General features: G+C 73.9%; 19 protein-coding genes. 11 read left to right on the top strand and 8 right to left on the bottom strand.

The annotated features are described in order from the left end of the window. Positions 1-47 precede the first annotated feature (47 nt). Positions 48-833, top strand: coding sequence for an endonuclease/exonuclease/phosphatase family protein (locus I6A60_RS28735; RefSeq protein WP_203025390.1), 786 nt, complete (start codon positions 48-50; stop codon positions 831-833). On the opposite strand, the gene I6A60_RS28730 is transcribed toward I6A60_RS28735, so the two are convergent. Beyond that, positions 830-4,528 (bottom strand): ATP-dependent DNA helicase, encoded by a 3,699-nt coding sequence (locus I6A60_RS28730; RefSeq protein ID WP_203025391.1) that lies wholly within the window; start codon positions 4,526-4,528, stop codon positions 830-832. The genes I6A60_RS28735 and I6A60_RS28730 overlap by 4 nt on opposite strands. After that, positions 4,525-7,983 (bottom strand): ATP-dependent DNA helicase, encoded by a 3,459-nt coding sequence (locus tag I6A60_RS28725; RefSeq protein WP_203055744.1) that lies wholly within the window; start codon positions 7,981-7,983, stop codon positions 4,525-4,527. Before I6A60_RS28725 ends, I6A60_RS28730 begins: the two co-directional genes overlap by 4 nt. Before the next feature lie 123 nt (positions 7,984-8,106). On the opposite strand from I6A60_RS28725, the gene I6A60_RS28720 reads away from it, so the two are divergent. Next, positions 8,107-8,856: an SDR family NAD(P)-dependent oxidoreductase gene (locus tag I6A60_RS28720; protein ID WP_203023548.1), complete on the top strand. Its 750-nt coding sequence runs from the start codon at positions 8,107-8,109 to the stop codon at positions 8,854-8,856. 35 nt (positions 8,857-8,891) lie between these two features. Here I6A60_RS28720 and I6A60_RS28715 read toward each other — a convergent pair whose 3' ends face one another. The 3 genes from I6A60_RS28715 to I6A60_RS28705 all read right to left on the bottom strand — a co-directional run bounded on the left by I6A60_RS28715 (position 8,892) and on the right by I6A60_RS28705 (position 11,977). Beyond that, positions 8,892-9,374, bottom strand: a complete 483-nt coding sequence (locus I6A60_RS28715; RefSeq protein ID WP_307873909.1) for an MGMT family protein — start codon at positions 9,372-9,374, stop codon at positions 8,892-8,894. A 150-nt stretch (positions 9,375-9,524) separates the two neighbouring features. Continuing rightward, a complete protein-coding gene (gene moeZ / locus I6A60_RS28710; RefSeq protein WP_203023547.1) occupies positions 9,525-10,700 on the bottom strand; it encodes an adenylyltransferase/sulfurtransferase MoeZ in 1,176 nt (391 codons plus the stop codon). A gap of 206 nt (positions 10,701-10,906) precedes the next feature. Continuing rightward, positions 10,907-11,977, bottom strand: a complete 1,071-nt coding sequence (locus tag I6A60_RS28705; RefSeq protein WP_203023546.1) for a Ku protein — start codon at positions 11,975-11,977, stop codon at positions 10,907-10,909. Between the two features lie 383 nt (positions 11,978-12,360). Between I6A60_RS28705 and ligD the strand changes: the two genes are divergently transcribed. The 4 genes from ligD (at position 12,361) to I6A60_RS28685 (ending at position 14,969) form a co-directional block, all read left to right on the top strand. After that, positions 12,361-13,305, top strand: coding sequence for a non-homologous end-joining DNA ligase (gene ligD / locus I6A60_RS28700; protein ID WP_238436447.1), 945 nt, complete (start codon positions 12,361-12,363; stop codon positions 13,303-13,305). Positions 13,306-13,520: 215 nt separating this feature from the next. Continuing rightward, positions 13,521-13,721, top strand: coding sequence for a hypothetical protein (locus I6A60_RS28695; RefSeq protein WP_203023544.1), 201 nt, complete (start codon positions 13,521-13,523; stop codon positions 13,719-13,721). Between the two features lie 155 nt (positions 13,722-13,876). After that, the gene (locus tag I6A60_RS28690) at positions 13,877-14,500 is read left to right on the top strand and encodes a TetR/AcrR family transcriptional regulator (protein ID WP_203023543.1); all 624 of its coding nucleotides are present in this window, start codon (positions 13,877-13,879) and stop codon (positions 14,498-14,500) included. Positions 14,501-14,741: 241 nt separating this feature from the next. After that, on the top strand, positions 14,742-14,969 hold the full coding sequence (locus tag I6A60_RS28685) for a DUF3107 domain-containing protein (RefSeq protein ID WP_013421947.1): 228 nt from the start codon (positions 14,742-14,744) through the stop codon (positions 14,967-14,969). 54 nt (positions 14,970-15,023) lie between these two features. Here the strand turns inward: I6A60_RS28685 and I6A60_RS28680 are convergent, their stop codons facing one another. Further along, on the bottom strand, positions 15,024-15,779 hold the full coding sequence (locus I6A60_RS28680) for a ferritin-like fold-containing protein (protein ID WP_238436446.1): 756 nt from the start codon (positions 15,777-15,779) through the stop codon (positions 15,024-15,026). A gap of 503 nt (positions 15,780-16,282) precedes the next feature. On the opposite strand from I6A60_RS28680, the gene I6A60_RS28675 reads away from it, so the two are divergent. The 5 genes from I6A60_RS28675 (at position 16,283) to I6A60_RS28655 (ending at position 21,950) form a co-directional block, all read left to right on the top strand. Then, the gene (locus tag I6A60_RS28675) at positions 16,283-17,911 is read left to right on the top strand and encodes a DEAD/DEAH box helicase (protein WP_203042571.1); all 1,629 of its coding nucleotides are present in this window, start codon (positions 16,283-16,285) and stop codon (positions 17,909-17,911) included. 99 nt (positions 17,912-18,010) lie between these two features. Further along, the gene (locus tag I6A60_RS28670; RefSeq protein WP_203012015.1) at positions 18,011-19,192 is read left to right on the top strand and encodes a sensor histidine kinase; all 1,182 of its coding nucleotides are present in this window, start codon (positions 18,011-18,013) and stop codon (positions 19,190-19,192) included. Between the two features lie 19 nt (positions 19,193-19,211). Beyond that, a complete protein-coding gene (locus I6A60_RS28665) occupies positions 19,212-19,955 on the top strand; it encodes a response regulator transcription factor (protein WP_203012020.1) in 744 nt (247 codons plus the stop codon). A 188-nt stretch (positions 19,956-20,143) separates the two neighbouring features. Further along, complete coding sequence (locus I6A60_RS28660) at positions 20,144-21,124, top strand: ABC transporter ATP-binding protein (protein ID WP_203012017.1); 981 nt, start codon at positions 20,144-20,146, stop codon at positions 21,122-21,124. A gap of 1 nt (position 21,125) precedes the next feature. Then, entirely contained in the window at positions 21,126-21,950 is an 825-nt protein-coding gene (locus tag I6A60_RS28655) for a hypothetical protein (RefSeq protein WP_203012018.1), read from the top strand. Positions 21,951-21,968: 18 nt separating this feature from the next. On the opposite strand, the gene I6A60_RS42100 is transcribed toward I6A60_RS28655, so the two are convergent. Both I6A60_RS42100 and I6A60_RS28645 read right to left on the bottom strand, forming a co-directional pair. After that, positions 21,969-22,406: a hypothetical protein gene (locus I6A60_RS42100; protein WP_238436444.1), complete on the bottom strand. Its 438-nt coding sequence runs from the start codon at positions 22,404-22,406 to the stop codon at positions 21,969-21,971. Further along, entirely contained in the window at positions 22,403-22,627 is a 225-nt protein-coding gene (locus I6A60_RS28645; protein WP_203055743.1) for a hypothetical protein, read from the bottom strand. The genes I6A60_RS42100 and I6A60_RS28645 overlap by 4 nt, the downstream gene beginning before the upstream one ends. Between the last annotated feature and the right edge of the window lie 227 nt (positions 22,628-22,854).

Below are 22,854 nucleotides of genomic sequence, written 5' to 3'. Positions count from 1 at the left end.
CGCCACAGTAGCCACCCGGCCGGGCCGGTCGGGTACGGTCGCGGCTCATGCGGCTGGGGACGTTCAACCTGATGCACGGCCGGTCGATGACGGACGCCACCGTCGACCCGGTCCGGTTCCGCTCGGCCGTCGCGTCGTTGGACTGCGACGTGCTGGCGCTGCAGGAGGTCGACGTCGACCAGCCTCGGTCGGGCGGGGTCGACCTGTGCGCGCTGGCCGCCGAGGCGCTCGGGGTCGAGCCGGGGGGACGGCGGTTCGCCGCGACGGTCTTCGGCACGCCCGGGGAGTCCTGGCGGCCCGCGGCCGGGCCGCGGCGGGACGGCGAACCGGCCTACGGCGTCGCGCTGGTCAGCCGCCTACCGGTGCAGGGCTGGCGGGTGGTGGAGCTCGGGCGGGCGCCGGTGCGCGCCCCGGTCGCCGTGCCGGGCCCGGACGGGCGGCCACGGCTGATCCTGCTCGACGACGAGCCCCGGGTCGCGATCATCGCCGAGCTGACGACGCCCGCCGGCCCGCTGACCGTCGCGGCCACGCACCTGTCCTTCGTTCCGGGGTGGAACGCCCGCCAGCTGCGCCGTCTCGTCCACGTCCTGGGCCGGCACGGCTCGCGCGGCACACCCGCGGTCATCCTCGGCGACCTGAACCTGCCCGGCCCACTCCCCCGGGCGCTGACCGGCTGGCGCCGGCTGGCCGCCGCTCCGACCTACCCGGCGCACGCGCCCCGGATCCAGTTCGACCACGTCCTCGCGCACGGCCCGGTCCCGCCGGTCGTGGCCGCGCAGGTTCGTCACACGCCGGTCTCCGACCACCGGGCCCTGCTGGTCGACCTCGCCTAGCGGGCCGGGCCCGCTTCGGCGCCACCGCCGCCCAGCAGCTCGATGAGCTGCGCCTCGGTCAACAGCTCGGGGCGAACCACGCGGCTGGTCAGGACGTAGTAGAACGCCGCGTCGACCTCCCCCGGGGGGATTCGACACAGGCGCGACCAGGCGAGGCGGTAGAGGGCGAGCTGGACCGGATCGGCCGGGGTGCTGCCGGTCTTCCAGTCGACCACCTCGTAGCGGCCGGCACCGAGGTCGTAGACGGCGTCGATCCTGCCCCGCACGACCCGGCCGCCGAGGGGCAGCTCGAAGGGCGCCTCGACCGCGTAGGGCCGCCGGGCGCCGTACGGACCGGCCAGGAAGGCGTCCTTGAGGGCCCGCAGCTCGGTGTCGTCGAGGTAGTCGTCCTCGGCGCCGGGCAGGTCCTCGTGATCGAGCAGGGGGCGGCGTTCGAAGACCTCCTCGACCCAGGCGTGGAAGCGGATGCCCCGGCTCGCGGCCGGGACAGGCCGGCGCGGCATCGGGCGGACGAGCTCGCGGGCCAGGCCGTCCGGGTCCGCGCGCAGCTTCATCACCTGGGTGGCCGTCAGGCCGGTGGGCAGCGCCACCAGCCGGGCGGGGGCGCGAGCGGTCAGCTGCTCGTCCAGCAGCAGCCGGGTCTCCTGGTCCAGCTCGACGAGCAGCGCACGTTCCTGCGCCGTCATCCCCGCGCGGTCGTCCCGGACGGACGGATCCTCGCGCGCGTCGGGCGCGGGCCCGCCCAGGTCGACGTTGACGTCACCGGCGGTGCTACCAGCACCGGCTGGACTCGCACCGGCGGCCCTCGCGGCGGCGGTGCTGGCCGCGGCCGGGGCGCTCGCCAGCAGGACACGGACGGCGTCGGCCGCGTCCCGGCGGGCCGCGTGCTCGACGGGGTTCAGCGGGGCGGGCCAGGTGAAGACCGGCGGGGTCTCCAGCGACGGGTTGGTCTTCGCCAGTGGGGTGTCGGCCCAGTGGTCCACCCGCCCGTTGCCGTCGCCGGTCGCGTGCTCGGCGAGCTCCAGCAGGAAGGGCGACGGGCCGCGGGGCCGCTTCTGCGTCGGGCCCCACCAGTGGCCGCTGGCGACCAGCGTCCAGCGGGCCCGGGTGAACGCGACGTAGGCGAGCCGGCGTTCCTCCTGCTCGGCCTGCTCCCGGCACTCTGCGGCGAACCGGTCGAAGGCGGCCCGGTCGGCGGCGACCTCGAACACCGGTAGCTCGGCGGCGTCCCCGCGCAGTGGCGTAGGAAGGATCTCCGGCGTGGTGATCCACCGGTCACCGGGCTGCGCGTCCGGGAAGGCGGTCCGGCTGATGTTCGGGACGGCGACGACGTCCCATTCCAGGCCCTTCGAGCCGTGCATGGTGAGCACCTGAACGGCCCGGCCGGCGCTGGGGACGTCCGCGTCCAGGCCCCGCTCGTACCGTTCGCCGGCGCTCAGGAAGCCGAGGAACGAGGTGAGGGACGCCCGGCCGCTCGCGTCGTCGAAGGCGGCGGCGGACCGTTCGAAGTCGGCCGCGACCCGCAGGAACGCGGCGAGGTTCTCCCGGCCCCGGCCGCCCCGGGGCGCCGCCAGCTCCAGCTCGACGTCGAGGCCGCTCGTCTCGACCACCCGGTGGACCAGCTCGACCAGCCCGGCGCCGAGGTGCCCGCGCAGCTCGGCCAGCTCGCCGGCGAAAGCCCGCAGCCGTCGCGTCGCCTCGGCGGAGACCTCCTCGCCGGGCTCGGCCAGGGCGTCGGCGAGCGAGACCACGTCGCTCGGGTCGACGTCGGCGACCGCCTCGGCCAACGGGTCGGTCTGGGCCGTCACCGCCCGGGGCCGGCCGGGTAGTCCCGACCGGGCCAGCTCGGTGGCGCGCCGGCCGAGCGCGGCGAGGTCACGCGGGCCAAGCCGCAGCCGCGGCCCGCTGAGCAGCCGCGTCATGGCCGGGTTCGCGGTGGGATCGTCCAGCACCTCCAGCATGGCCCGGATGTCGGCGATCTCGGGCTTGGTCAGCAGGCCGCCGAGGCCGAGCACTTCCACCGGCAGTCCAGCGGCGCCGAGCGCGTCCACCAGCGTGGGGACGTCAGCCCAGGACCTGGCCAGGACCGCGCAGCTGGGCCCCGGCTCCCGCGGATCGCCCGGCGACGCGGCGCGCAGCCTCGCCGCCAGCTGCCCAGCGATCCAGGCGGCCTCCTCGGCCCAGCTGGTGTGCAGCGCGACGACCGTCTCGCCGGCCAGTGCGACGGCCGGGCGCGGGCGCAGCGTGACGCTGCGGGCGTCGACGGGCAGGCCCGCGGCCACGGCGTTGGCGAGGGTCAGCAGCCGTCCGCCGCTGCGCTGGTTGACGGTCAGCTGGTGGACCTGTGCTGGATCGCCGCCGAGGCGGCGGAAGTGCTCTGGGAACAGCCTGAGGTTGCCCACCGAGGCACCCCGCCAGCCGTAGATGGCCTGTGCCGGGTCGCCGACGGCGGTGACGGGGTGGCCGCCGCCGAACAGGCCGGCGAGCAGCCTGCGCTGGGCCACCGAGGTGTCCTGGTACTCGTCCAGCAGCACGACCCGGAACTGGCGGCGCAGCAGGTCCCCGACCTCGGGCACCCGTTCGGCCAGCTCGGCGGCGAGCCGGATCTGGTCGCCGTAGTCGAGCAGCTCGCGCCGGCGCCGCGCCTCGCGGTACTCGACGACCAGGCCGGCCAGCTCGATCCGCCGCCGGGCCGTGCGGGCGAGCCGGCGCAGGTCGGCGGTCAGGGTGGCCGTCTTCGGCCGGGCCGCCGCCTCGTTCAGCGCGGTCAGCACGTCGGCCAGCCAGCGCCGGTCGAACGCGATCAGCTCGGCCGGGTCGACGAGGTGCTCCCCGCACTGGCCGTCGAGCGCGACGACGGCCGAGACGAGCGCCGCCAGCGAGCCCGTGAACGCCTCGATCCTGCCCGGGTAGCCGCGGGCGACGTTCGCGGCGAGCTGGTAACGGGCGGCGGCCGGGAGCAGCGCGCAGTCGGGCTCCAGGCCCAGGCGCAGGGCGTGGTCGGCGACGAGCCGGCTGGCGAAGGAGTTGTACGTCGAGACGGCCGGCTCGCCCACGGCGTCCGCGTACCCGCCGCCCCCGAGGGCCGTTGCGCCGTCCAGGTCCGGCCCGCCGTCCAGATCTGGCGCACTGTCCAGGTTCGGCACACTGTCCAGGTCCGGCCCGTTGTGCGTGTCCGGCACGACGATGGCCTGGTCCGCGCCGGAGCGGCGCAGCCGCGCCAGCGCCGCGCCGATCCGGTCGTTCAGCTCGGCGGCGGCCTTGCGGGTGAAGGTCAGGCCGAGGATCGACTCGGCCGGCACCTGCTCGTGCCCGACCAGCCACACCACGCGGGCAGCCATCACCGAGGTCTTGCCGGAGCCCGCTCCCGCGACGATGACCCCCGGCTCGGCCGGCGCGCAGATCGCCGCGAGCTGCTCCTCGGTGTACGGGACGCCGAGCAGGTCGCGCAGGCCCTCCCGGGTGAGGCGGGGCCGGGCAGCGACGTCCGTCGGCAGCGCGTCTCCGTCGCCGGTGGCCGGCCCCGGGTCGACCGGTTCCGCCTCGCCGGTCAGGGTCAGCTGCAGGGGCAGGTCGGTCTGCTGAGAACGCGCCGACCGGCCCAGGAGCGCGAGTGGGCGTGCGCCGCCGGGCAGTCCGGGCCGGGCCGGGTCCGCCGGCACCGGCCGCACCCCGACGCCGGGCTGCTCGCTCATGTGACCACCTGCCGGCCCTCGACGAACGCCGGGCACGCGCGCCGGAAGGAGCAGTAGTCGCAGCCCGCGCCAGGTGTCGGGACGAACGCCTCGGTGGTGATCGTGCGCACCGCCTCGCCGACCAGCTCGTCGATCCAGGACCGGCCGGGTGGCAACGCGTCCTGGCGCTGGACCTGAGGCAGGCCGGTCGGGCCGCCCGGCGCACCGGGACCGGCTCGGTCCTCGTTGGCCTCCCGGCGCAGGTAGACCAGCTCGGCCCCGCCGGGAACAGCCGGCCCGCCGGCCTCCTCGGGCTGGGGCGTCGTCTCGGGAGGAGAGGCGTCACGCCCGGCGACCCGGTCGTCGACGGCGCCTTCTCGCACGGCGAGCTGGTAGGTGCCGAGCTGGACGTGCTCGGCGATCTCCCGGGGGCTGACGGCGGACCGGCCCGTCTTGAAGTCGACGACGTGCACCTGGCCGCCGTCGTCAAGCTCGATCCGGTCCATCGAGCCGCGCAGCCGGACCGGACGGCCGTCGACGGTCAGATCGATGCCGAACCGCGCCTCGGAGCCCAGGACGGCGCGGCCACGCTCGGCCGCGTGCCAGTCGAGGAACCGGGCGAGCGCCTGGCGGGCGGCGGCCCGTTCCTGGTCCGAGCGCCACTGTGCCTCGAAGGCGAGCTGCCGCCAGACCAGGTCCAGCCGGGCGTCCAGGGCCGCGAGGTCGGCGGGAGTGCGCCCCGCGGTGACCTCGTCGGCGAGCGCGTGGACGACCCGGCCGAAGCTCTGCGCGGTCGTGGCTGGCTGGCCGGCGTGCGCCTCGTGTTCCAGGAACCAGCGCAGCGAGCAGTCCCGAAGGCTCGACAGGGACGACCCCGACAGCGGGATCGGCGCGGTCGGCGCGGCCACCGGCACGTCGGAGGCGGTCTCGTCGCGGGCGCCCCACCACCGGTCGGGGTGCGCCGAGAGGACGAGTGGCCGATCCGCATGGTCGGTGACGGCCGCGAGCGTCGCGAGCCGGCGGCGGGCGGCCTGGCGCAGCGCTGGGGTCGCCCCGGGGTCGGCGGCGAGCCGGCGCAGCGTGGCGACCAGGCTGGGCAAGGTCAGTGGCCGTGGCGTCCAGGACGCGCCGGCAGTGATCCGGACACCGAGCTCGGCGAGAAGCTCGCTGCGCCGTGCGCCGTCCTCGCCGACCGCGTCGACGGCGGTGACGACCAGCCGGTGGCGAGCCCGGGTCACCGCGACGTAGAACAGCCGGCGTTCCTCGGCCCACCGGTCGCGCGGGGTCTCCGGTGGGCGCAGACCCCCGCGCTGGGGTGCGTCAAGCTGCTCGGTGCCCAGCAGGGAATGCTGCGCGCGCAGGTCCGGCCAGGCGCCGTCCTGGACGCCGCGGATCACCACGACGTCCCATTCGAGGCCCTTGGCGCGGTGCGCGGTGAGCAGCCGCACCGCGTCCGGGCGGACCTCGGCACCGGCCCGGTCGTCGGCGGCGAAGTCCTGGCTGGTCAGGTCCGCGATCAGCCCGCGGGCGCCGCCGCCGGGCCCGCGCCGCTCGCCGAGCCGGCCGGCGGCGTCGAACAGGGCGACGACGGCGTCCAGGTCGGCCTCCGCGGCACGACGCGCGGCCCCGTAGCCACTCGCCGAAACCCGGCGAAGCCGCGCCGGCCAGGCGGTGCCCTCCCACAACGCCCAGAGCGCGTCCTGCGGGGTCGCGCCGGCCCGCAGCCGCTCCCCGACCAGAGCCAGCATGCTCCCCACCTGGACGGCCGGTCGGGCCAGCTCGGCGGGCACCGGGCCGGGCAGCGACCCCGGATTGGCGACGAGGTCCCGGATCAGCTCGGCCGAGGACACCAGCCCCGCCGGCCAGCCCGCCGACGAACCAGCGGCCCGGTCGGAGCCGGCGCCCTCCGGGTCCGCGCCGTCGGAGTCGACGCTCGCGGAATCCGCGGCGACGGCGGGTTCGCCGGGCGCGGAGCGGGCGTGGTCGCGCAGCGCACGGCCCAGGGCACGCAGGCCGGCCGGATCGGCTCCGCCGAGCGGGGAGAGCAGCAGGGAGCGGGCGTCCGCTGTGGTCAACGAGCCCGGATCGTCGGCGCACCGCAGCGCGGTCAGCAGCAACGCGGCGGCCGGCCGCTCGGCCAGTGGCGGCTCGTCGCCGGCGAGGTCCACCGGCACGCCGGCCACGGTGAGGGCGCGCGCGACCGCGGGCAGTGCCTCGGCCGAGCGGGTCAGCACGGCCATCTCGTGCCAGGGCACCGCGCGGGTGAGGTGCTCGCGGCGCAGCAGATCGGCGATCGCCTCCGTCTCGGCGCCCTCCGACGGGAAGGACAGTGCCTCGACCTGACCGGCGCGGTCGGGTTCCGCCGGAGCGAGCCGGCGATGCGCCCGCAGTGCCCACACGGGCAGCCCGGAGACCGGCAGCCGGCTGGCGACCTCCCGGCTCGCGGCCAGCACCGGCGGGGACATCCGCCTCGACACCCCCAGCGCCAGCACGTCGGCGGGCGACCGGTCGGCCCGGCGGAACCGGCCGGGGAAGTCGAGCAGGCCGCGCACCCGCGCGCCGCGGAACGCGTAGATCGACTGATCTGGGTCACCGAAGGCGACCAGGTCGCCACCACCGGCGGTCAGCGCCGCGAGCAGCCGCTCCTGTGCCGGGTCGGTGTCCTGGTACTCGTCGACGAAGACCGACCGGTACCGGTCCCGAATCGGCTGGCCGCGCTCCGGGTCCTCGACCAGGCGCGCCGCCCGGTGGCCCAGTTCCGGGTAGTCCAGCGCGCCGTCGTAGCCGAGGTTGTCCAGGTAGTCCGTGTAGAACCGCGCGAGCGCGGCCCAGTCAGGCCGGCGTGCGCGGGCGGCCAGCTCCTCGAGGCTCGCAGGGTCGAGCCCGACCTCGCGGACCCGGGCCAGCAGCGCCTCCACCTCTTCGGCGAACCCCCGAGTCCGCAGGCAGACCTCCAGCGACGCGGGCCAACCCGGCCGCCCGAGCTCGCGGGAGCCGTCGATCAGCTCGCGCAGCCGGGTGAACCGCTCCGGGCCCGTCAGCAGCCGCGGCGCAGGGTCGCCCGCCATCGGAAAGGCCCGAAGCTGGGCGTAACACCAGGAGTGGAACGTCCACGCCACCGGGCCACCGAACGCGGCGCCGACCCGGGCCGTGATCCGTTCGGACAGCTCCCGCGCCGCCCGCCGGCTGAACGTGAGCACGAGGATCGACCCGAGATCCTGCCCGGCCTCGACCCGGCGGGCGACCGCCTCCACCAGGGTCGTGGTCTTGCCCGTGCCCGGTCCGGCGAGCACCAGCAGCGGACCGCCCCGGTGCTCCACGACCGCTCGCTGCGCGTCGTCCAGGCCCGCCGGCCGCGCCGGCCAGCGGGCCGGCGCGGACCGGTCGAGCCGGTAGCGCGGTGCCCGCGCGCCGGCGACCGGCCGCGTCAGGACGACGGGCCGGGCCGGCTGTACGGCGCTGGGCGAGCTGGTCACGAATCAAGGAGACCACGCGCCACCGACAGTTTTCCGACCGCCTCGGCCGCAGAGCCCGGGCAGCGCGGCAGGTGGCACGGCCGACCGGACATCGCAACGGGTGACTGTGGGAGTCTGCTGCGCATGGAAGAGTGCGCGGACAAGGTCGTGCTGGTGACCGGAGCGGGCGGCGGCATCGGCGCGGCCTGCGCCCGCAAGCTGGCCGCGGCCGGCGCACGAGTGGTCGTCACCGACGTCGACGAGGCCGCAGCCAAGGTCGTGGCCGACGAGCTCGCGAGCTCGGGCACGCCGGTGCTGGCGCTCGGGCTGGACGTGACCGACCCGGACGCCGTCGCGGACGCCGTCGCGGCGGCCGTCCGGACCTTCGGGAAGCTGGACCTGGCCGTCAACAACGCCGGAATCTCGCTGCCTCGCCACCCGATCGAGAAGATTCCCGTCGACGACTGGCGCCGCGTCGTCGAGACCAACCTCAACGGCGTCTTCTACTGCATGCGGGCCGAACTCCCGGCGATGCTCGCGGCCGGTGGCGGCTCGATCGTGAACATGGCCTCCGTGCTCGGCCTGGTCGGTTTCGCCGACACCGCCGCGTACGTCGCGGCCAAGCACGGCGTCATCGGGCTGACCAAGACCGCCGCGCTGGAATACGCGACCCGCAACGTCCGGATCAACGCGGTCGCGCCCAGCTTCGTCGACACGGCCATGCTCAGCCAGGGCGAAGGCCGCAAGATGCGCGGCGCCGCGCTGCTCGCCCCGATGGCCCGGTTCGCCACAGTGGACGAGGTCGCCGAGGTCGTCCTGTTCCTGCTCTCCGACCGCTCGTCGGTCGTGACCGGCAGCGTCTACCTCGCCGACGGCGGCTACACCGCCCGCTGATCCCGACCCGATCTCCGCTGGCCCCACAGCCCGGCTCACTCGTTGGTGGACATGCCATCCCAACGGGCAGCCTGGAGGTCGACGCGCTCGCCGCCGGGGCGCAGCGGAGTGCCGTCCGCGGCCAGCAGGGCGAGCGCCTCCGCCGGAGAGGTGGGGTTCGGCTCGCCCGTGGAACGGATGACGCGATGCCAGGGAACGTCTTCCTGATAACCGAACCGGGCGAGCACCGCGCCGACGTGGCGGCCGGTACCGCCGCCGACGTACTCGGCCACGTCGCCGTAGGTCATCACCTTGCCGGGCGGGATCCGCGCGACCGTGTCGAGCACCGCCACCGCGTACTCCCCCGGCCGGCCGCCTTCGTGCACCCGCACCCGAGTGCCCAGCCCGGCCGACACGCTCGCCGGCGCCTTCACCGCGGCCAGTTCCGACCGGCGCTGGTCCGGCGCGGACTCGCTCGACCGGTACGTGTCCGACCGGTGCCGGTCCCGTTCAGGCCGATCTGCCCGGCGCTCGCTCATACCGGTCAGCATGCCAGCGACGTCCGACAGCTCCCGAACGCGCCAGCCCGCACCTGGGCGATCGCCGCATCCGGACCAGCCCGGCCGCGAGAATCTGGAGACGCGAAAGGGGCCCCGGCGAGGTGCCGGGGCCCCTTTGGGACGCGAGGGTCAGTAGACCGGGAGGGATTTGTCGACCTGGGTCGCCCACGCGGTGACGCCGCCCTGGACATGCACGGCCGACGAGAAGCCGGCGTTCTTCAGGGTGGCCAACGCATCGGCCGACCGGACGCCCGACTTGCAGTAGACGACGACCCGCTTGTCCTGCGGCAGCTCGGACAGATGAGCCGGCAGATCCCCCTTCGGGATGAGCCTGGCGCCCGGAATCCGGACGATCTCCCACTCGGCGGGCTCGCGGACGTCGATCAGCTCGATCGCGGCGCCCTCGTCGATCCACCCCTTGAGCTCGCCGGCCGTGATGGTCGATCCCGCCGCGGCGAGCTGCGCCTCCTCGGAAACGACGCCGCAGAAGGCCTCGTAGTCCTCGAGCAGCGAGGTGATCGACGGGTTCTTGCCGCACAGCGGGCACTCAGGGTCCTTGCGGACCTTGATCGTGCGGTAGGTCATCTCCAGTGCGTCGTAGACCATCAGTCGCCCGACCAGGGGGTCACCGATCCCCGTCAGCAGCTTGATGGCCTCCGTCACCTGGATCGAGCCGATCGACGCGCACAGCACGCCGAGCACGCCGCCCTCGGCGCAGGACGGCACCATGCCCGGCGGGGGCGGCTCCGGGTACAGGCAGCGGTAGCACGGCCCGTGATCCGCCCAGAAGACGCTGGCCTGGCCGTCGAAGCGGTAGATCGAGCCCCAGACGTAAGGCTTGCCGAGCAGCACCGCCGCGTCGTTGACCAGGTAACGCGTCGCGAAGTTGTCGGTGCCGTCGACGATCAGGTCGTACTGGCTGAAGATCTCCATGACGTTGTCGACGTCGAGCCGGGTCTCGTGCAGCACGACGTTGACGTACGGGTTGATCTGCAGGACGGAGTCCCGCGCGGACTCGGCCTTGGACCGGCCGACGTCGGACTGGCCGTGGATGATCTGGCGCTGCAGGTTCGACTCGTCGACGGTGTCGAACTCGACGATGCCGAGCGTGCCGACCCCGGCGGCGGCCAGGTACATGAGCGTCGGAGATCCCAGGCCGCCCGCGCCGACCGCCAGCACCTTGGCGTTCTTCAGGCGCTTCTGCCCGTCCATCGCGACATCCGGAATGATGAGGTGCCGGGAGTAACGGCGGACCTCGTCGACGGATAGCCCGTCGGCGGGTGCCACCAGAGGCGGAAGGGACACGCGTGCTCCTTGCGGTTCGGCATCGCCGGCTGAGGCGTCCCCACGACGATGCCATACGTCTGACGGCCGCTGGCCCGTCCTGAGATCACGGGCCGACGAAACCGCTGGGCAACAGGCCGCCGACCCCGCGGGGAACGGCGATCCACTCTCGTGCAGCGCCCGCCGCCGGTCACATGTTCCCGACCCCCGCGGCCGGAGATCGACGGTCAGGCGGAGCGACGTACCGGGGCCTTGGCGGTCGTCTTGGCGGGGGCCTTGGCGCCGTTCGCGGCCGTCTTCGGCGCGATCTTGGCTGGCGCGCTCTTCGGTGGGGACTTCTTGCCGCCGGGCTTCGCCTTCCCCGCCGGCGACGTGGTCACGGCGTCCGCCTCGGCGCCCTCGGCCGGGCTCTCCTCGTCGGGCTGGTCGGCTCTGGCCCGCGACGCACGCCTGTTCGCCTGCGCTGGCTCGGCCGGCTCCGCCTCGTCCGCCGCCGCCTCGTCTGCTGGGGCGCCGCCGCCCGGGCGCCCGGCCCTGGCCGCCTCGATGCTGGCGCGCAGCGCGGCCATCAGGTCGCCGGCCGGCTCGGCCGCCTCCGCCGCGGGGGCCGTCACGATCTCCCGCCCGGCGATCTTGGCGTCGATCATCTCCGTGAGCGCCGCGCGGTACTCGTCGGTGAACCGCGTCGGGTCGAAGTCGCCGGCCAGCGTCTCGATCAGCGAGCTGGCCATCGCCAGCTCCTGCGGCCGGACCTTGATCTCCTCATCGAGGAACCCGAAGTCGGGCGCGCGGACCTCGTCCGGCCAGAGCATGGTCTCCAGCACGAAGACGCCGTCACGCACCCGCAGCGTCGCGAGCTGCTCGCGCTGGCGCAGCGCGATCTTCACGAGCGCGACCCGGCCGGAGGACTCCAGCGCGTCCCGCAGCAGGACGTAGGGCTTGGCACCGGTCTTGTCCGGCTCCAGGTAGTAGCTCTTCGCGAAGTAGATCGGGTCGACCTGGTCCAGGGGCACGAACTCCAGCACGTCGATCGCCCGCGACGTCGACAGCGGGAGGTTCGCGAAGTCCTCGTCGGTGAGCACGACCGTCTCGCCGTCCGGCAGCTCGTAGCCCTTGGCGATCTCGGAGTACGGCACCTCGTCGCCGTCGGCCGCCGCGACCCGCTTGTAGCGAATCCGGGACCCGTCGGAACGTCTGACCTGGTGAAAGGCGACATCCCGTTCCTCCGTGGCTGAGTACAGCTTCACGGGGATCGAGACGAGCCCAAAGCTGATCACACCCTTCCAGATCGAACGCATGTTCGCCCCTAACGTCGCTCCAACCCCATCGTGAGCCACCCGGCGCGTCCTGTCCGCCTGACCGGCGAAGAGGGACGAGAATTGGCTGTTTGGGTAGACGCAGCCAACCCGTTCCACTCATCGCCGCTGCGTAGACCATTCGGCGGGACGCCCCGAAGGATCGCGAGGCAGACCGTGGATCGGGCCGGTCCGACGTGGGAACGTGGGAACCGCCAGCTGGCCGTCACAACCAACCACCACGCGAGGTCAGTACGCGGGAGGCGCGGATGGGCGAGGCAAGCCGCGCGAGCGGACCGGGACCAAGCGACAAGTCAACAAGCGGGACCGCGGGACCAAGCGACGACTCCGCGAGCGGCACCAAGGACGAGTCCGCAGGCGCGGCCATGGAAGACAGCGACACCGCGAAGATCGGCCAGGGCGCGGCGAAGAAGTCCGCGGCCGGCGCGGCTGGAGCCGTCGAGGTGGACGGGCGCCGGCTCAAGGTCACCAACCTCGACAAGGTCCTCTACCCACAGGCCGGCACCACCAAGGCCGAGGTGATCCACTACTACACCGAGATCGCCTCCGTCCTGCTGCCGCACCTGACCGACCGCCCGCTGACCGTCGTCCGCTTTCCCGAGGGAGTCGGCTCCGCCGGCTTCTTCAGCAAGAACGCCCCGTCACACCGGCCGGAGTGGGTGCGCACCGCGACACTGCCGTCACCTGGCTCCAGCAAGAACCGGGGAACGATCGACTACCTGGTCGCCGAGGAACGCCCGACGCTGGTTTGGCTGGCGAATCTGGCCGCGATCGAGATGCACACGCCGATGTGGCGGGTCTCCACCCGGCTACCGGACCTCGTGGTCGCCGACCTCGACCCCGGCCCGGGCACGACCGTGCTGGACTGCGCCAGGGTCGCGCTGCTGCTGCGTGACGTCCTGCCCGAGCCGCTGTGCGTCAAGACCAGCGGCTCGAAGGGGCTTCAGGTCTACGGTCGGGTCGACGACGGGCGCGAGAGCATGAAGGTGCGCGACGAGATGCACGTCGTCGCCGAGAAGCTGGCCCGGGACCACCCGGACCTCGTCGTGTCCAACATGCGCAAGGACCTGCGCCCCGGGCGGGTGCTGCTGGACTGGTCGCAGAACAACCCGGCCAAGACGACGGTCTCGGTGTACTCGCTGCGGGCCCGGGCGGCGCCGACCGTCTCGACGCCGGTCACCTGGGACGAGGTCGCCGCCGCGCGCGAGCCCGCGGACCTCGTCTTCACCGCGACCCAGGTGCTCGACCGGGTCGCCGCCCACGGCGACCTGTTCACCCCGCTGCTCGGCCCACCGCCGACAGCGTCCTGACGGCCGGGGTCGGCCGAGCACCGCCGACAAGGCGGTCGGCCCCCGGCTCCAGCCGGCCCGAGGACCGCGCCGGCAGCCACGTCCGGTGAAACAGGCACGTTCAGGCCGAACGCCACCTGGGTATGCCGAGGTTCCGCGTGGGTATGCCGTGCTTCGGCAGCTCGATGATCGCGACACCAGCCGGCGAGAGATCCCGTCACGACGGGGAGGGCCTCATGACCGCACCGACCGAGCTCCCGACCGAGATGCAGGTTCCCGTCGACGTCCCCGCCGCGGACGCCGTCGACCAGGCCCGCCAGGTGGTTCCCGACGATCTGTCGAGGCCGACGCACGTTCATGACGGTTCGGAGGCCGACGAGTACGACGCCGTCGAGCAGACCGTCGAGGTCCAGGACGACGAGGACGCCTACCGCTAGGCGATCCAGCTCGAATGGACGTGGAATCGGCGGAACCGGCAGCCTGGCCGGTTCCGCCGATAACCTGTTGCAGGCCTCGCACCCCCGGCTCTGGGGGCCGCACGCAGCACCCGGGTCTGTAGTGTTGTCGGGATCGAGCAACAGGAGGTGCGCGGGTGACCGCCGATCCGGCCGCGCCACGCCCAGGCAGAACGCCCAGGCTCCCCCGCACGGCCCGGCGCTTCCAGCTGCTCGGAGCCGCCCGCGAGGTATTCGTCGCGCAGGGTTACCACGCCGCCGCGATGGACGAGATCGCGGAGCGGGCCGGCGTCAGCAAACCGGTGCTGTACCAGCACTTTCCCGGCAAGCTTGAGCTCTACCTCGCGTTGGTCGACGAGCACGCGGCGAAGCTGGTCACCAGCGTCCGCGAGGCGCTCGACTCGACGGCGGACAACCAACTGCGGGTCGAGCGGTCGATCCGCGCGTACTTCGACTTCGTGAACGACCCCAGCGGCGCCCACCAGCTGGTGCTGGAGAGCGACCTGCGCAGCGAGCCGGCCGTCCGGGAGCGGATCGAGGACGCGTTCGCCCAGTGCGTCCGGGCGATCGCCGCGACCATCGCCTCCGATACCGGGCTCACCCAGGACGAGGCCGACCTGTTGGCCGTCGGCCTGGTCGGGCTCGCCGAGACCTGCTCACGGTGGTGGCTGGTCCGGGGCGGCACCGTCTCCTCCGAACGAGCGATCGAGACGATGAGCGAGCTGGCCTGGCACGGCATCGGTGGTTACCCCCGGGCCTGACCCGCGCGACGCATGCCGCCGGGTGGACCTACCGGGCTCGTAGCCGACCGGTGGGACAACCCGACCGCTCTGCCAGCGGCGAACACGGCGACCCAGCCCGGTCACACACGGCGTCGGGGCCATAGTGTGTCCTGTGATCGTCGGTGTTACCTGTGAACGTCCGTCGGCCGTCACGCCGTCGGACCAGGCCCGTCCCGGGGGGACACCCTCCCGCGGTGCTAACGAAGGCGAGGTCATCCCGGTGGAGGTCAAGATCGGCGTGCAGAACGTCGGCCGAGAGCTGGTGCTCGAAAGCGCTCAGACGCCGGACCAGGTCGCCGAGGCGGTCGCCGCCGCCCTCGCCGCGGACAACGGGCTGCTCTCGCTGCTCGACGAGAAGGGCCGCCGCGTGGTCGTACCGGTCGCGAAACTGGCCTACGTCGAGATCGCGGAGGCGGAGTCCCGCCGCGTCGGCTTCGGCGCCAGCTGATCCAAGGGCGGTCGGCCGGAACGGGCGTGCAGCGCCCTTCGGCCGACCGCCGCTTTAAGCAGACAGGCCCAGGGCCGCCATGCGGTCGGTGTGGGCCTTCATGATGCTGTCGAAGATCGCGGCGACGGCCTCCAGGTCGCCGACGCCGACGAGCAGGCCGGTGAGCGCGTCCCGCTCGACCGCGACCTGCTTCGCCTGGTTGAGCGCCTCACCCACGAGCCGGCGCGCCCACAGCGCGAGGCGCCCGGCCACCACGGGATTCGCCACGATCGCCGCGCGTACCCGGTCGACGACGAACGCCGCGTGCCCGGTATCCGCGAGCACGTCTAGGACGAGCGCACGGGCGTCATCGTCGAGCCGATGGGCGATCGCGCGGTAGAAGTCGGCGGCGATGCTGTCCCCCACATAGGCCTTGACCAGGCTTTCCAGCCAGTCCGCCGGCGCGGTGCCACCGTGGAAGGCGGTCAACGGACCGATGAACGGCGCCATCGCGGCCTCCGGATCGACGCCGCGGCCGGCCAGCGCCCGGCTGATCGCCTCGAAGTGCGCGAACTCCGCGGCCGCCATCGCGGCCAGCGCGATCTTGTCCGTCAGGGTCGGCGCCATCCGGGCGTCGGTCGCCAGCCGCTCGAACGCGGTCAGCTCGCCGTAGGCGATGAGCCCCAGCAGATCGACGACGGCCTGGTCGGCGCCCGCGAGACCCGCCTGCCGCCGCGTGGCATCGACGTCAGCGACCTGCGCCGCCGGGTCAGGGCCACCACCAGCGACCTGAGCCCCCGGAAGCACTGTGCTGTCCGTCACGTGTTTCATCTCCCAGGTGGTGGATCGGTGTACGCGTGGTTCGGGCTCGACCCACTGGCCCCCACGAACTCCGGTGGCCCGCTCGGGCCGGCCGGCAGATTGGGCTCCAGTCTGGCCAACGTCCGACAGGCCACGATCGTCGCCGAGCGCGCCCACCAAGCGGTCACACAGGTTATCCTTGTCGTAGCCGCTGGTCATCACAGACCAGCTGGCCGCCTAAGGCACTCGCGTCGCCCCGTTCGGAGGGCCGCTGGGCCAAGCTGCCGGGTTCGAGCCGCTGGTCCCCCGTCACCGACTGGGTCGCTGGCGCTGTCTGGCACATAGCGAGCGGCGCCTCAACATCGGACACCGCTCAGGAGCAGACCAGGAGCGATCCGCTGTCCGTCACAGCCACTTCCCTGACCACCACTGACACCGACACCAGTACCACCGCTTCGCCGACCCCACCCCAGCAGGCCGGTCCGGCCGAGCCCAAGCTCACCTTCGCCGACCTCGGGGTCCGCAAGGAGACGGTGGACACGCTCGCCGCGGCGGGCATCATTCATCCCTTTGCCATTCAGGAGCTGACGCTCCCCCTCGCGCTGGCCGGCACCGACATCATCGGCCAGGCGCGCACCGGCACCGGCAAGACCCTGGGTTTCGGCATCCCCGTCATCCAGAAGGTCCTCGGCCCCGACGAGGGCGCGGACGGCCGTCCGCAGGCCTTGATCGTCGTTCCCACCCGCGAGCTGTGCGTCCAGGTCACCAACGACCTTGACCGGGCCGGCAAGGGCCGACGCATCCGCGTCCTGTCCGTCTACGGCGGCCGGGCCTACGAGCCGCAGACCAGCGCGCTGAAGTCCGGCGTCGACGTCGTCGTCGGCACTCCCGGCCGCCTGCTCGACCTCGCCCGTCAGCGCACGCTGAACCTGGGCAACGTCGCGACCCTGGTGCTCGACGAGGCCGACGAGATGCTCGACCTCGGCTTCCTGCCGGACGTGGAGCGGATCGTCGCCTTCCTGCCGCCCACCCGCCAGACCATGCTGTTCTCGGCGACAATGCCCGGACCGGTCATCGCGCTCGCCCGCCGGTTCATGATCCGGCCGGTGCACGTGACCGCCGAGCAGCCCGACGAGGGCCGCACCGTCCCGACCACCAGCCAGCACGTCTTCCGCGCGCACGCGATGGACAAGATGGAGGTGCTGTCCCGGGTCCTGCAGGCCGACGGGCGCAGCCTGTCGATCGTCTTCGTCCGGACCCGCCGCACCGCCGACAAGGTGGCCGAGGACCTGGCCCGTCGTGGCTTCGCGGCCGCGCCGGTCCACGGCGACCTCGGGCAGGGCCAGCGCGAGCAGGCGCTGCGCGCGTTCCGCGCGGGCAAGGTCGACGTGCTGGTCGCGACCGACGTCGCGGCGCGTGGCATCGACGTCGGCGGCGTCACGCACGTCATCAACTACCAGTGCCCGGAGGACGAGAGCGTCTACCTGCACCGGATCGGCCGGACCGGCCGGGCCGGCGGCAGCGGCGTCGCGGTCACCTTCGTGGACTGGGACGACCTGGCCCGCTGGCAGCTCGTGAACCGGGCGCTGGCGCTGCCGTTCGACGAACCGCTGGAGACGTACTCCACCTCCCCGCACCTGTTCGAGGCGCTGGGCATCCCGAGCGGGTCCACCGGTGTGCTGCCGCGCGCCGCGCGCACCCGGGCGGGGCTCGCGGCCGAGGAGATCGAGGACCTGGGCGGCGGGACCCGGGCCCGGCGCGGTCGCGGGACCGCGGCCGCGACGCCGGAACGCGATGCCGACCGGCCGGCGGCCCGTGACACGGCCGCCCGCAGCAGGAGCCGTCGCCGTACCCGGGGAGCCGGTGCGGCCGCCGCGGCGGCCGGGCTCGCCGAGGAGGCGGGCGACGGCGAGGCTGGCGAGCTCGCTCTCGAGCTCGAGACCGGCGACGTCACGGCGCTCGACACGGTGGCCACCGCCAGCCTGGACGGTGCTGTCGACGGCACCGACCTGCCCGAGCAGGAGCTGGACGCGGACGGTTCGCCGGCGCGTCGGCGGCGGCGCCGGCGTGGTGGCCGGGGCCGTACCCGCACTGGGGCCGCCACCGAGGGGCTCGACCTGATCGAGGCGGACGACGACGCGGAGCACGCCGAGTCGGCGTAGGTCGATCGGCTGGAACGACGCTGGGGCGGTCATCGCATGGCCGCCCCAGTTTGGTCCCAAAGCGCGGCGGCCCGCCGCGGCGGGAGGCACGATCAACGCATGGCGGGCGTAGGGCGATGGCGCGGGCGGCTGCGCCGGGCGGTTGATGTCGCCCTGCCGCTGCTCGTCACCGGGTTCCTCCTGGCCGCGCTCTCGGACGAGCCGGGCCCCAAGTCCGGGGCGCTGCTGTGGTGCGTCAGCGGACCGGCGGCGATCGTTCAAGGTCTCGCCCTCTACTGGCGCCGGTCGCGGCCCGTCCTGGTCACCGCCGTCGCGCTGATCGGGTGCCTCGTCCTTTACCTCGCCGCGCCAGATCTCGTGGTGCCGTTCACCGGTCTGATCGCGGTCTGCTCGCTGGCGGCGGCGCGAGCGCCGGCCGTGTCGATTCCGGGACTGATCGGCCTGCTCGCTGTGACGAGCGCCAACTTCCGGACCGGCACTGCCGAGGACACCTATTTCACGATGGCCATGGGCGTTGTCGCCTGGGCGCTCGGCGAGGTCGCGCGTAATCGGCGGGTGGCGATCGAGCAGGAGTCGCGGCGCGCCGTCGTCGAGGAGCGGTCCCGGATCGCGCGCGAGATGCACGACGTGATCGCGCACAGCGTGTCCGTGATCGTCGTCCAGGCCGCGGCAGCGGACGACGTCTTCGAGACCCGGCCGGACCAGGCTCGCCAGGCGCTGCGCACCATCGAGTCCACCGGGCGCGAGGCGCTGGTCGAGCTGCGCTGGATGCTGGGCGCGGTCCGCCCGGGATCGGTGAACGACGACATCGCCCCGCCGCAGCCGGGGCTCGGCCGGGTGGACGAGTTGGCCGCGCCGCTGCGGGCCGCCGGCCTCGACGTCCGGATCCACCAGGCTGGCACGGTCCGGCTGCTCGCTCCTGGCGTCGACGTGTCGGCCTACCGCATCGTGCAGGAGGCGCTCACCAACACGTTGCGCCATGCGCGCGCCGACAGCGTCGAGGTGGGCATCACGTACGCCGACGAGTCGATCGAGATCGAGGTCGTCGACGACGGCCGTGGTGGCGGTCGTGGCACCCAGCTCGGCGACCCGGCGACCGACGGGGTCCCCAGCGGTCGCGGACACGGAATCATCGGGATGCGGGAGCGCGCCAGCCTGCTCGGCGGGACGTTGACGGCCGAGCCGACCCGGGCCGGCGGGTTCCGGGTGCACGCGTACCTGCCGGCGCGGGGTGGTCCGCGGACGCGCGTGGCCGCCTCGTCCGAGCCGGCCACGAGCTAGGCCGGGAGGCGTGATGGCGATGACGGACGGCGACCAGGCGGCGGTCCGGGTGCTGCTCGTCGACGACCAGGCGCTGGTCAGGAGCGGCTTCCGGATGATCCTGGACGCGCGCCCAGGGGTCGAGGTGGTGGCGGAGGCCGCTGACGGCGCCGAGGCCGTGGCGCTGGCGGGCCGCCACCAGCCCGATGTCGTGTTGATGGACGTGCGGATGCCGACCACGGACGGCATCGAGGCGACCCGGCGCATCGTCGCCTCCGGCAGCGCCGCGAGGGTGATCATCCTGACGACGTACGACCTGGACGAGTACGTCTTCGCCGCACTGCGCGCGGGCGCCAGTGGCTTCATGCTCAAGGACGTGCGGCCGGCGGACCTGGTGGAGGGCATCAGGGTGGTCGCGCGTGGCGACGCCCTGCTCGCCCCGACGGTGACGCGCAGGCTGCTCGACCGCTTCGCCGACGTGTTCGCCCACGGCGAGTCGACGCTGAGGACCGCCGGTCGCGGGACGGCTGGCGGTGCCGGGACGACCGGCCCCGGCCACGGCGGGCGCGCGGCGCTCGACGAGCTGACCGAACGCGAGACCGAGGTGCTCCGGCTGGTGGCGGCGGCGCTGTCGAACGCCGAGATCGCAGCCGAGCTGGTGCTCACCGAGGCGACGGTCAAGACCCACGTCTCGTCGGTGCTCCGCAAACTCGGGCTGCGCGACCGCGTGCAGGCCGTGGTGTTCGCCTACGACGTCGGCCTGGCTCGGCCTCGTCCAGTCTGACCTTCCGGCCTCGTCGTGGCCGGTCGGCCAGCGGTGGGCCCCGGCGCCCCGTTCGAAAGTCTGAGTCGGGATCGATCGCCTTACGACTAGCGACGGAGGGAAGGTCCCCTCTCTCGCCTGATGTTGGACCGTCGCCGTCGATCTACGTTCCTCGGCATGGACAACAAGCCCTGCGAGGGGCCGTACTGGTGATCGAGATACGGGAGCTGACCAAGCGGTACGGCGGCAGGACCGCCGTCGACCGGTTGACCTTTGACGTGACACCGGGCCAGGTGACGGGCTTCCTCGGCCCGAACGGCTCGGGGAAGTCCACCACGCTGCGCATGATCGTCGGCCTGGACCAGCCGACCAGCGGCACGGCCACCGTGCACGGCCGCCGCTATCGGGACATCCCGGCGCCGATGCGGGAGGTCGGCGTCCTTCTCGACGCCAAGGCCGCGCCAGGGATGTTGAAGGCCCGCCAGCACCTCGGTTGGTTGGCGCGGGCCGGTGGCGTTCCGGCCGGGCAGGTCGACGCGATGATCGAGCTGGTCGGGCTCGCGAGCGTCGCGGACAAGCGGATAGGCGGCTTCTCGCTCGGCATGTCGCAGCGGCTCGGCATCGCCGCCGCGCTGCTCGGCGATCCCGGCACCCTCCTGCTGGACGAGCCGGTCAACGGTCTGGATCCCGAGGGCATCCGCTGGGTGCGCACGCTGCTTCGCCGGCTGGCGGCCGAGGGCCGCACGGTCGTGGTGTCCAGCCATCTCATGAGCGAGATGGAGGACACCGCCGACCGGGTGGTGGTCATCGGACGCGGCCGGCTCATCGCGAACGCAGGCGTGGCCGAGTTCACCGCGGCCAGCACGAGCACCCACGTCCGCGTGGCCTCGCCACGGGCCGGCGAGCTGGAGCCGATCCTGCGGCGGGCCGGCGCCACCGTGGCCCCGGGCGAGGGCGATCTCGGGGACGGCGATCTCGGCCGCGGCGGGCCTCGCGGCGGCCACGTGCTGGTCGTCACCGGCCGCACCGCCGCCGAGGTCGGTGAACTGGCCGCCGCGCACGGGATCGCACTGCACGAGCTCACTCAGCGCCGGGCCAGCCTGGAGGCCGCCTTCATGGAGCTCACGCACGACTCGGTCGACTACCGCGGCGATGCCGCGACCGCCAGCACCGTCTCCGGGGAGGACTGAGATGACCAGCACATCCGGCGCACTCGGCCCAGGCGGGGTGCGGCCACCGCTGTCGGCGACGCTCGGCGCCGAATGGATGAAGCTGCGCGCGATGCGCTCGTCGTGGGTGCTCGCGACGGTGGGGGTCGTCCTGGGGGTGGCGGTGTCGTCGCTGCTGGCCGGCGCGGTCGGCGCCACCTGGGACGGGTGGTCGGCCGCGGACCGGGCCGACTTCGACCCGCTCGTCTCGCCACTGATCGGCAGCATCTTCACCGGGGTCCTGGTAATCGCCCTCGGGGTCAAGGTCGGGGCGTCGGAGTACAGCGGCGGGCTGGCACGGCTGACCTTCGTGGTGACCCCGAGGCGGGGCCGCGTACTGGCCGCGAAGTGCCTGCTCGTCACCCTCGTGACCTGGGTGATCGGCGTCGTGGCGACGGTGGCGAGCTTCGCCGCGGCCCAGCTGGTGTTCGGCGCGTTCGGGATGACGACGGCGAGCTTCGGCGACGCCGACACCCTGCGCGTCGTCGGGGTCTCGACCCTGCTCACGCCGTTGTTCCCGCTGCTCGGCCTGACGCTGGCGCTGCTCGTGCGTACCGCGGCCGGGGCGATCTCGGCGGTGCTGGCCCTGCTGTTCGCGCCGGCGGTCTTCGGGGGCCTGCTCCCACCGTGGTGGCAGCGGCACGTGATCGCCTACCTGCCGTCTCCGGCGAGCGACAGCGTCACATTCCCGCACCTGGACGACGCGACGACGCAGCTGCCGGTCGGACTGGCGGCGGCTGTCCTCGCCGGCTGGCTGACGCTGTTCATCGCCGCCGCGTACGGCGCCCTCACCTCGCGCGATGCCTGACCCGGCCTCGGGCGGCTGCTAGGTCCGGCCCTGGCCCTGGCCCGCCAAGGCCAGGCGGACCCAGGAGATCCGGTGGCAGGCCGGGCAGCGCAGCAAGGACGGGTAGCGCGGCCGGATCAGCGGCAGATGCAGGCTTGGCGCGAGCAGGAGCAACGCGCGCTTCGCGCCGACGATCGTCGCCTGGGCGCAGCGCGAGCAGTGCACCGTCACGCCGTTCGTGCGCGGATCGGGCGGGCGTTCGCCGCTGTAGAGGGCGCGCTTGCCGTGCATGTCCCGGCCGATCGCGCCCGGCCGGTGCGAGGCCTGGCCGGTCCCGGGGCCGGCCGGCCGCCCGGCCCGGGGCCCCAGCCGGTCGAAGCCGGCCGCCGCTGCCCGCTGCCGCCGGCTGGCCGCCGTCGCCGCCGTCGGGGCCGGCCGGCTTCGCTCGGCCGGCGGGCCTGGCACGCCGGCGCTCATCGGCCGGAGCGCGTCAGCGCGGCTCGGACCTGCCGGATCGCCTTCGCCGATCCGGTGGGGACCCTGGCGGCCCCGCCGCGACCGCCCACCGGCCCGTCGGGCCCGAGCTCGTCGACGACCAGGCCGTCGTCAAGGTCGTCGCCGTCCAGCTCGTCGCCGTCCAGGTCGACCTCCGGCAGGCCGACGTCCTCGACGTCGATGGCCCTGAGACCGACCTCCACGACACCTTCGTCGGCGCGGGCCGGGGTGCGCTGGACGCCCAGACCGACCTCGCCGATCAGGCGGGACCCGCGAGAGGCCCGGGCCGCCAGCAGCGCCGGCGCGCCGGCGCCCGCAAGCCGCGCCGGGCCGCGGCCCGCCCCCCCCCCCCCGCGCCGGTATCGACTTCTCGCCGTCTGGCAACAGCGCCTGGGATTTGATGCGGGCGAAGCTTGCCGGGCTGTCGATG

This window comes from Frankia sp. AgB1.9 (genome assembly GCF_016786355.1).
GTDB lineage: Bacteria > Actinomycetota > Actinomycetes > Frankiales > Frankiaceae > Pseudofrankia.
The sequence above is the reverse complement of the archived record's forward strand: the minus strand, read 5'-3'. Positions and strand labels throughout refer to the sequence as shown.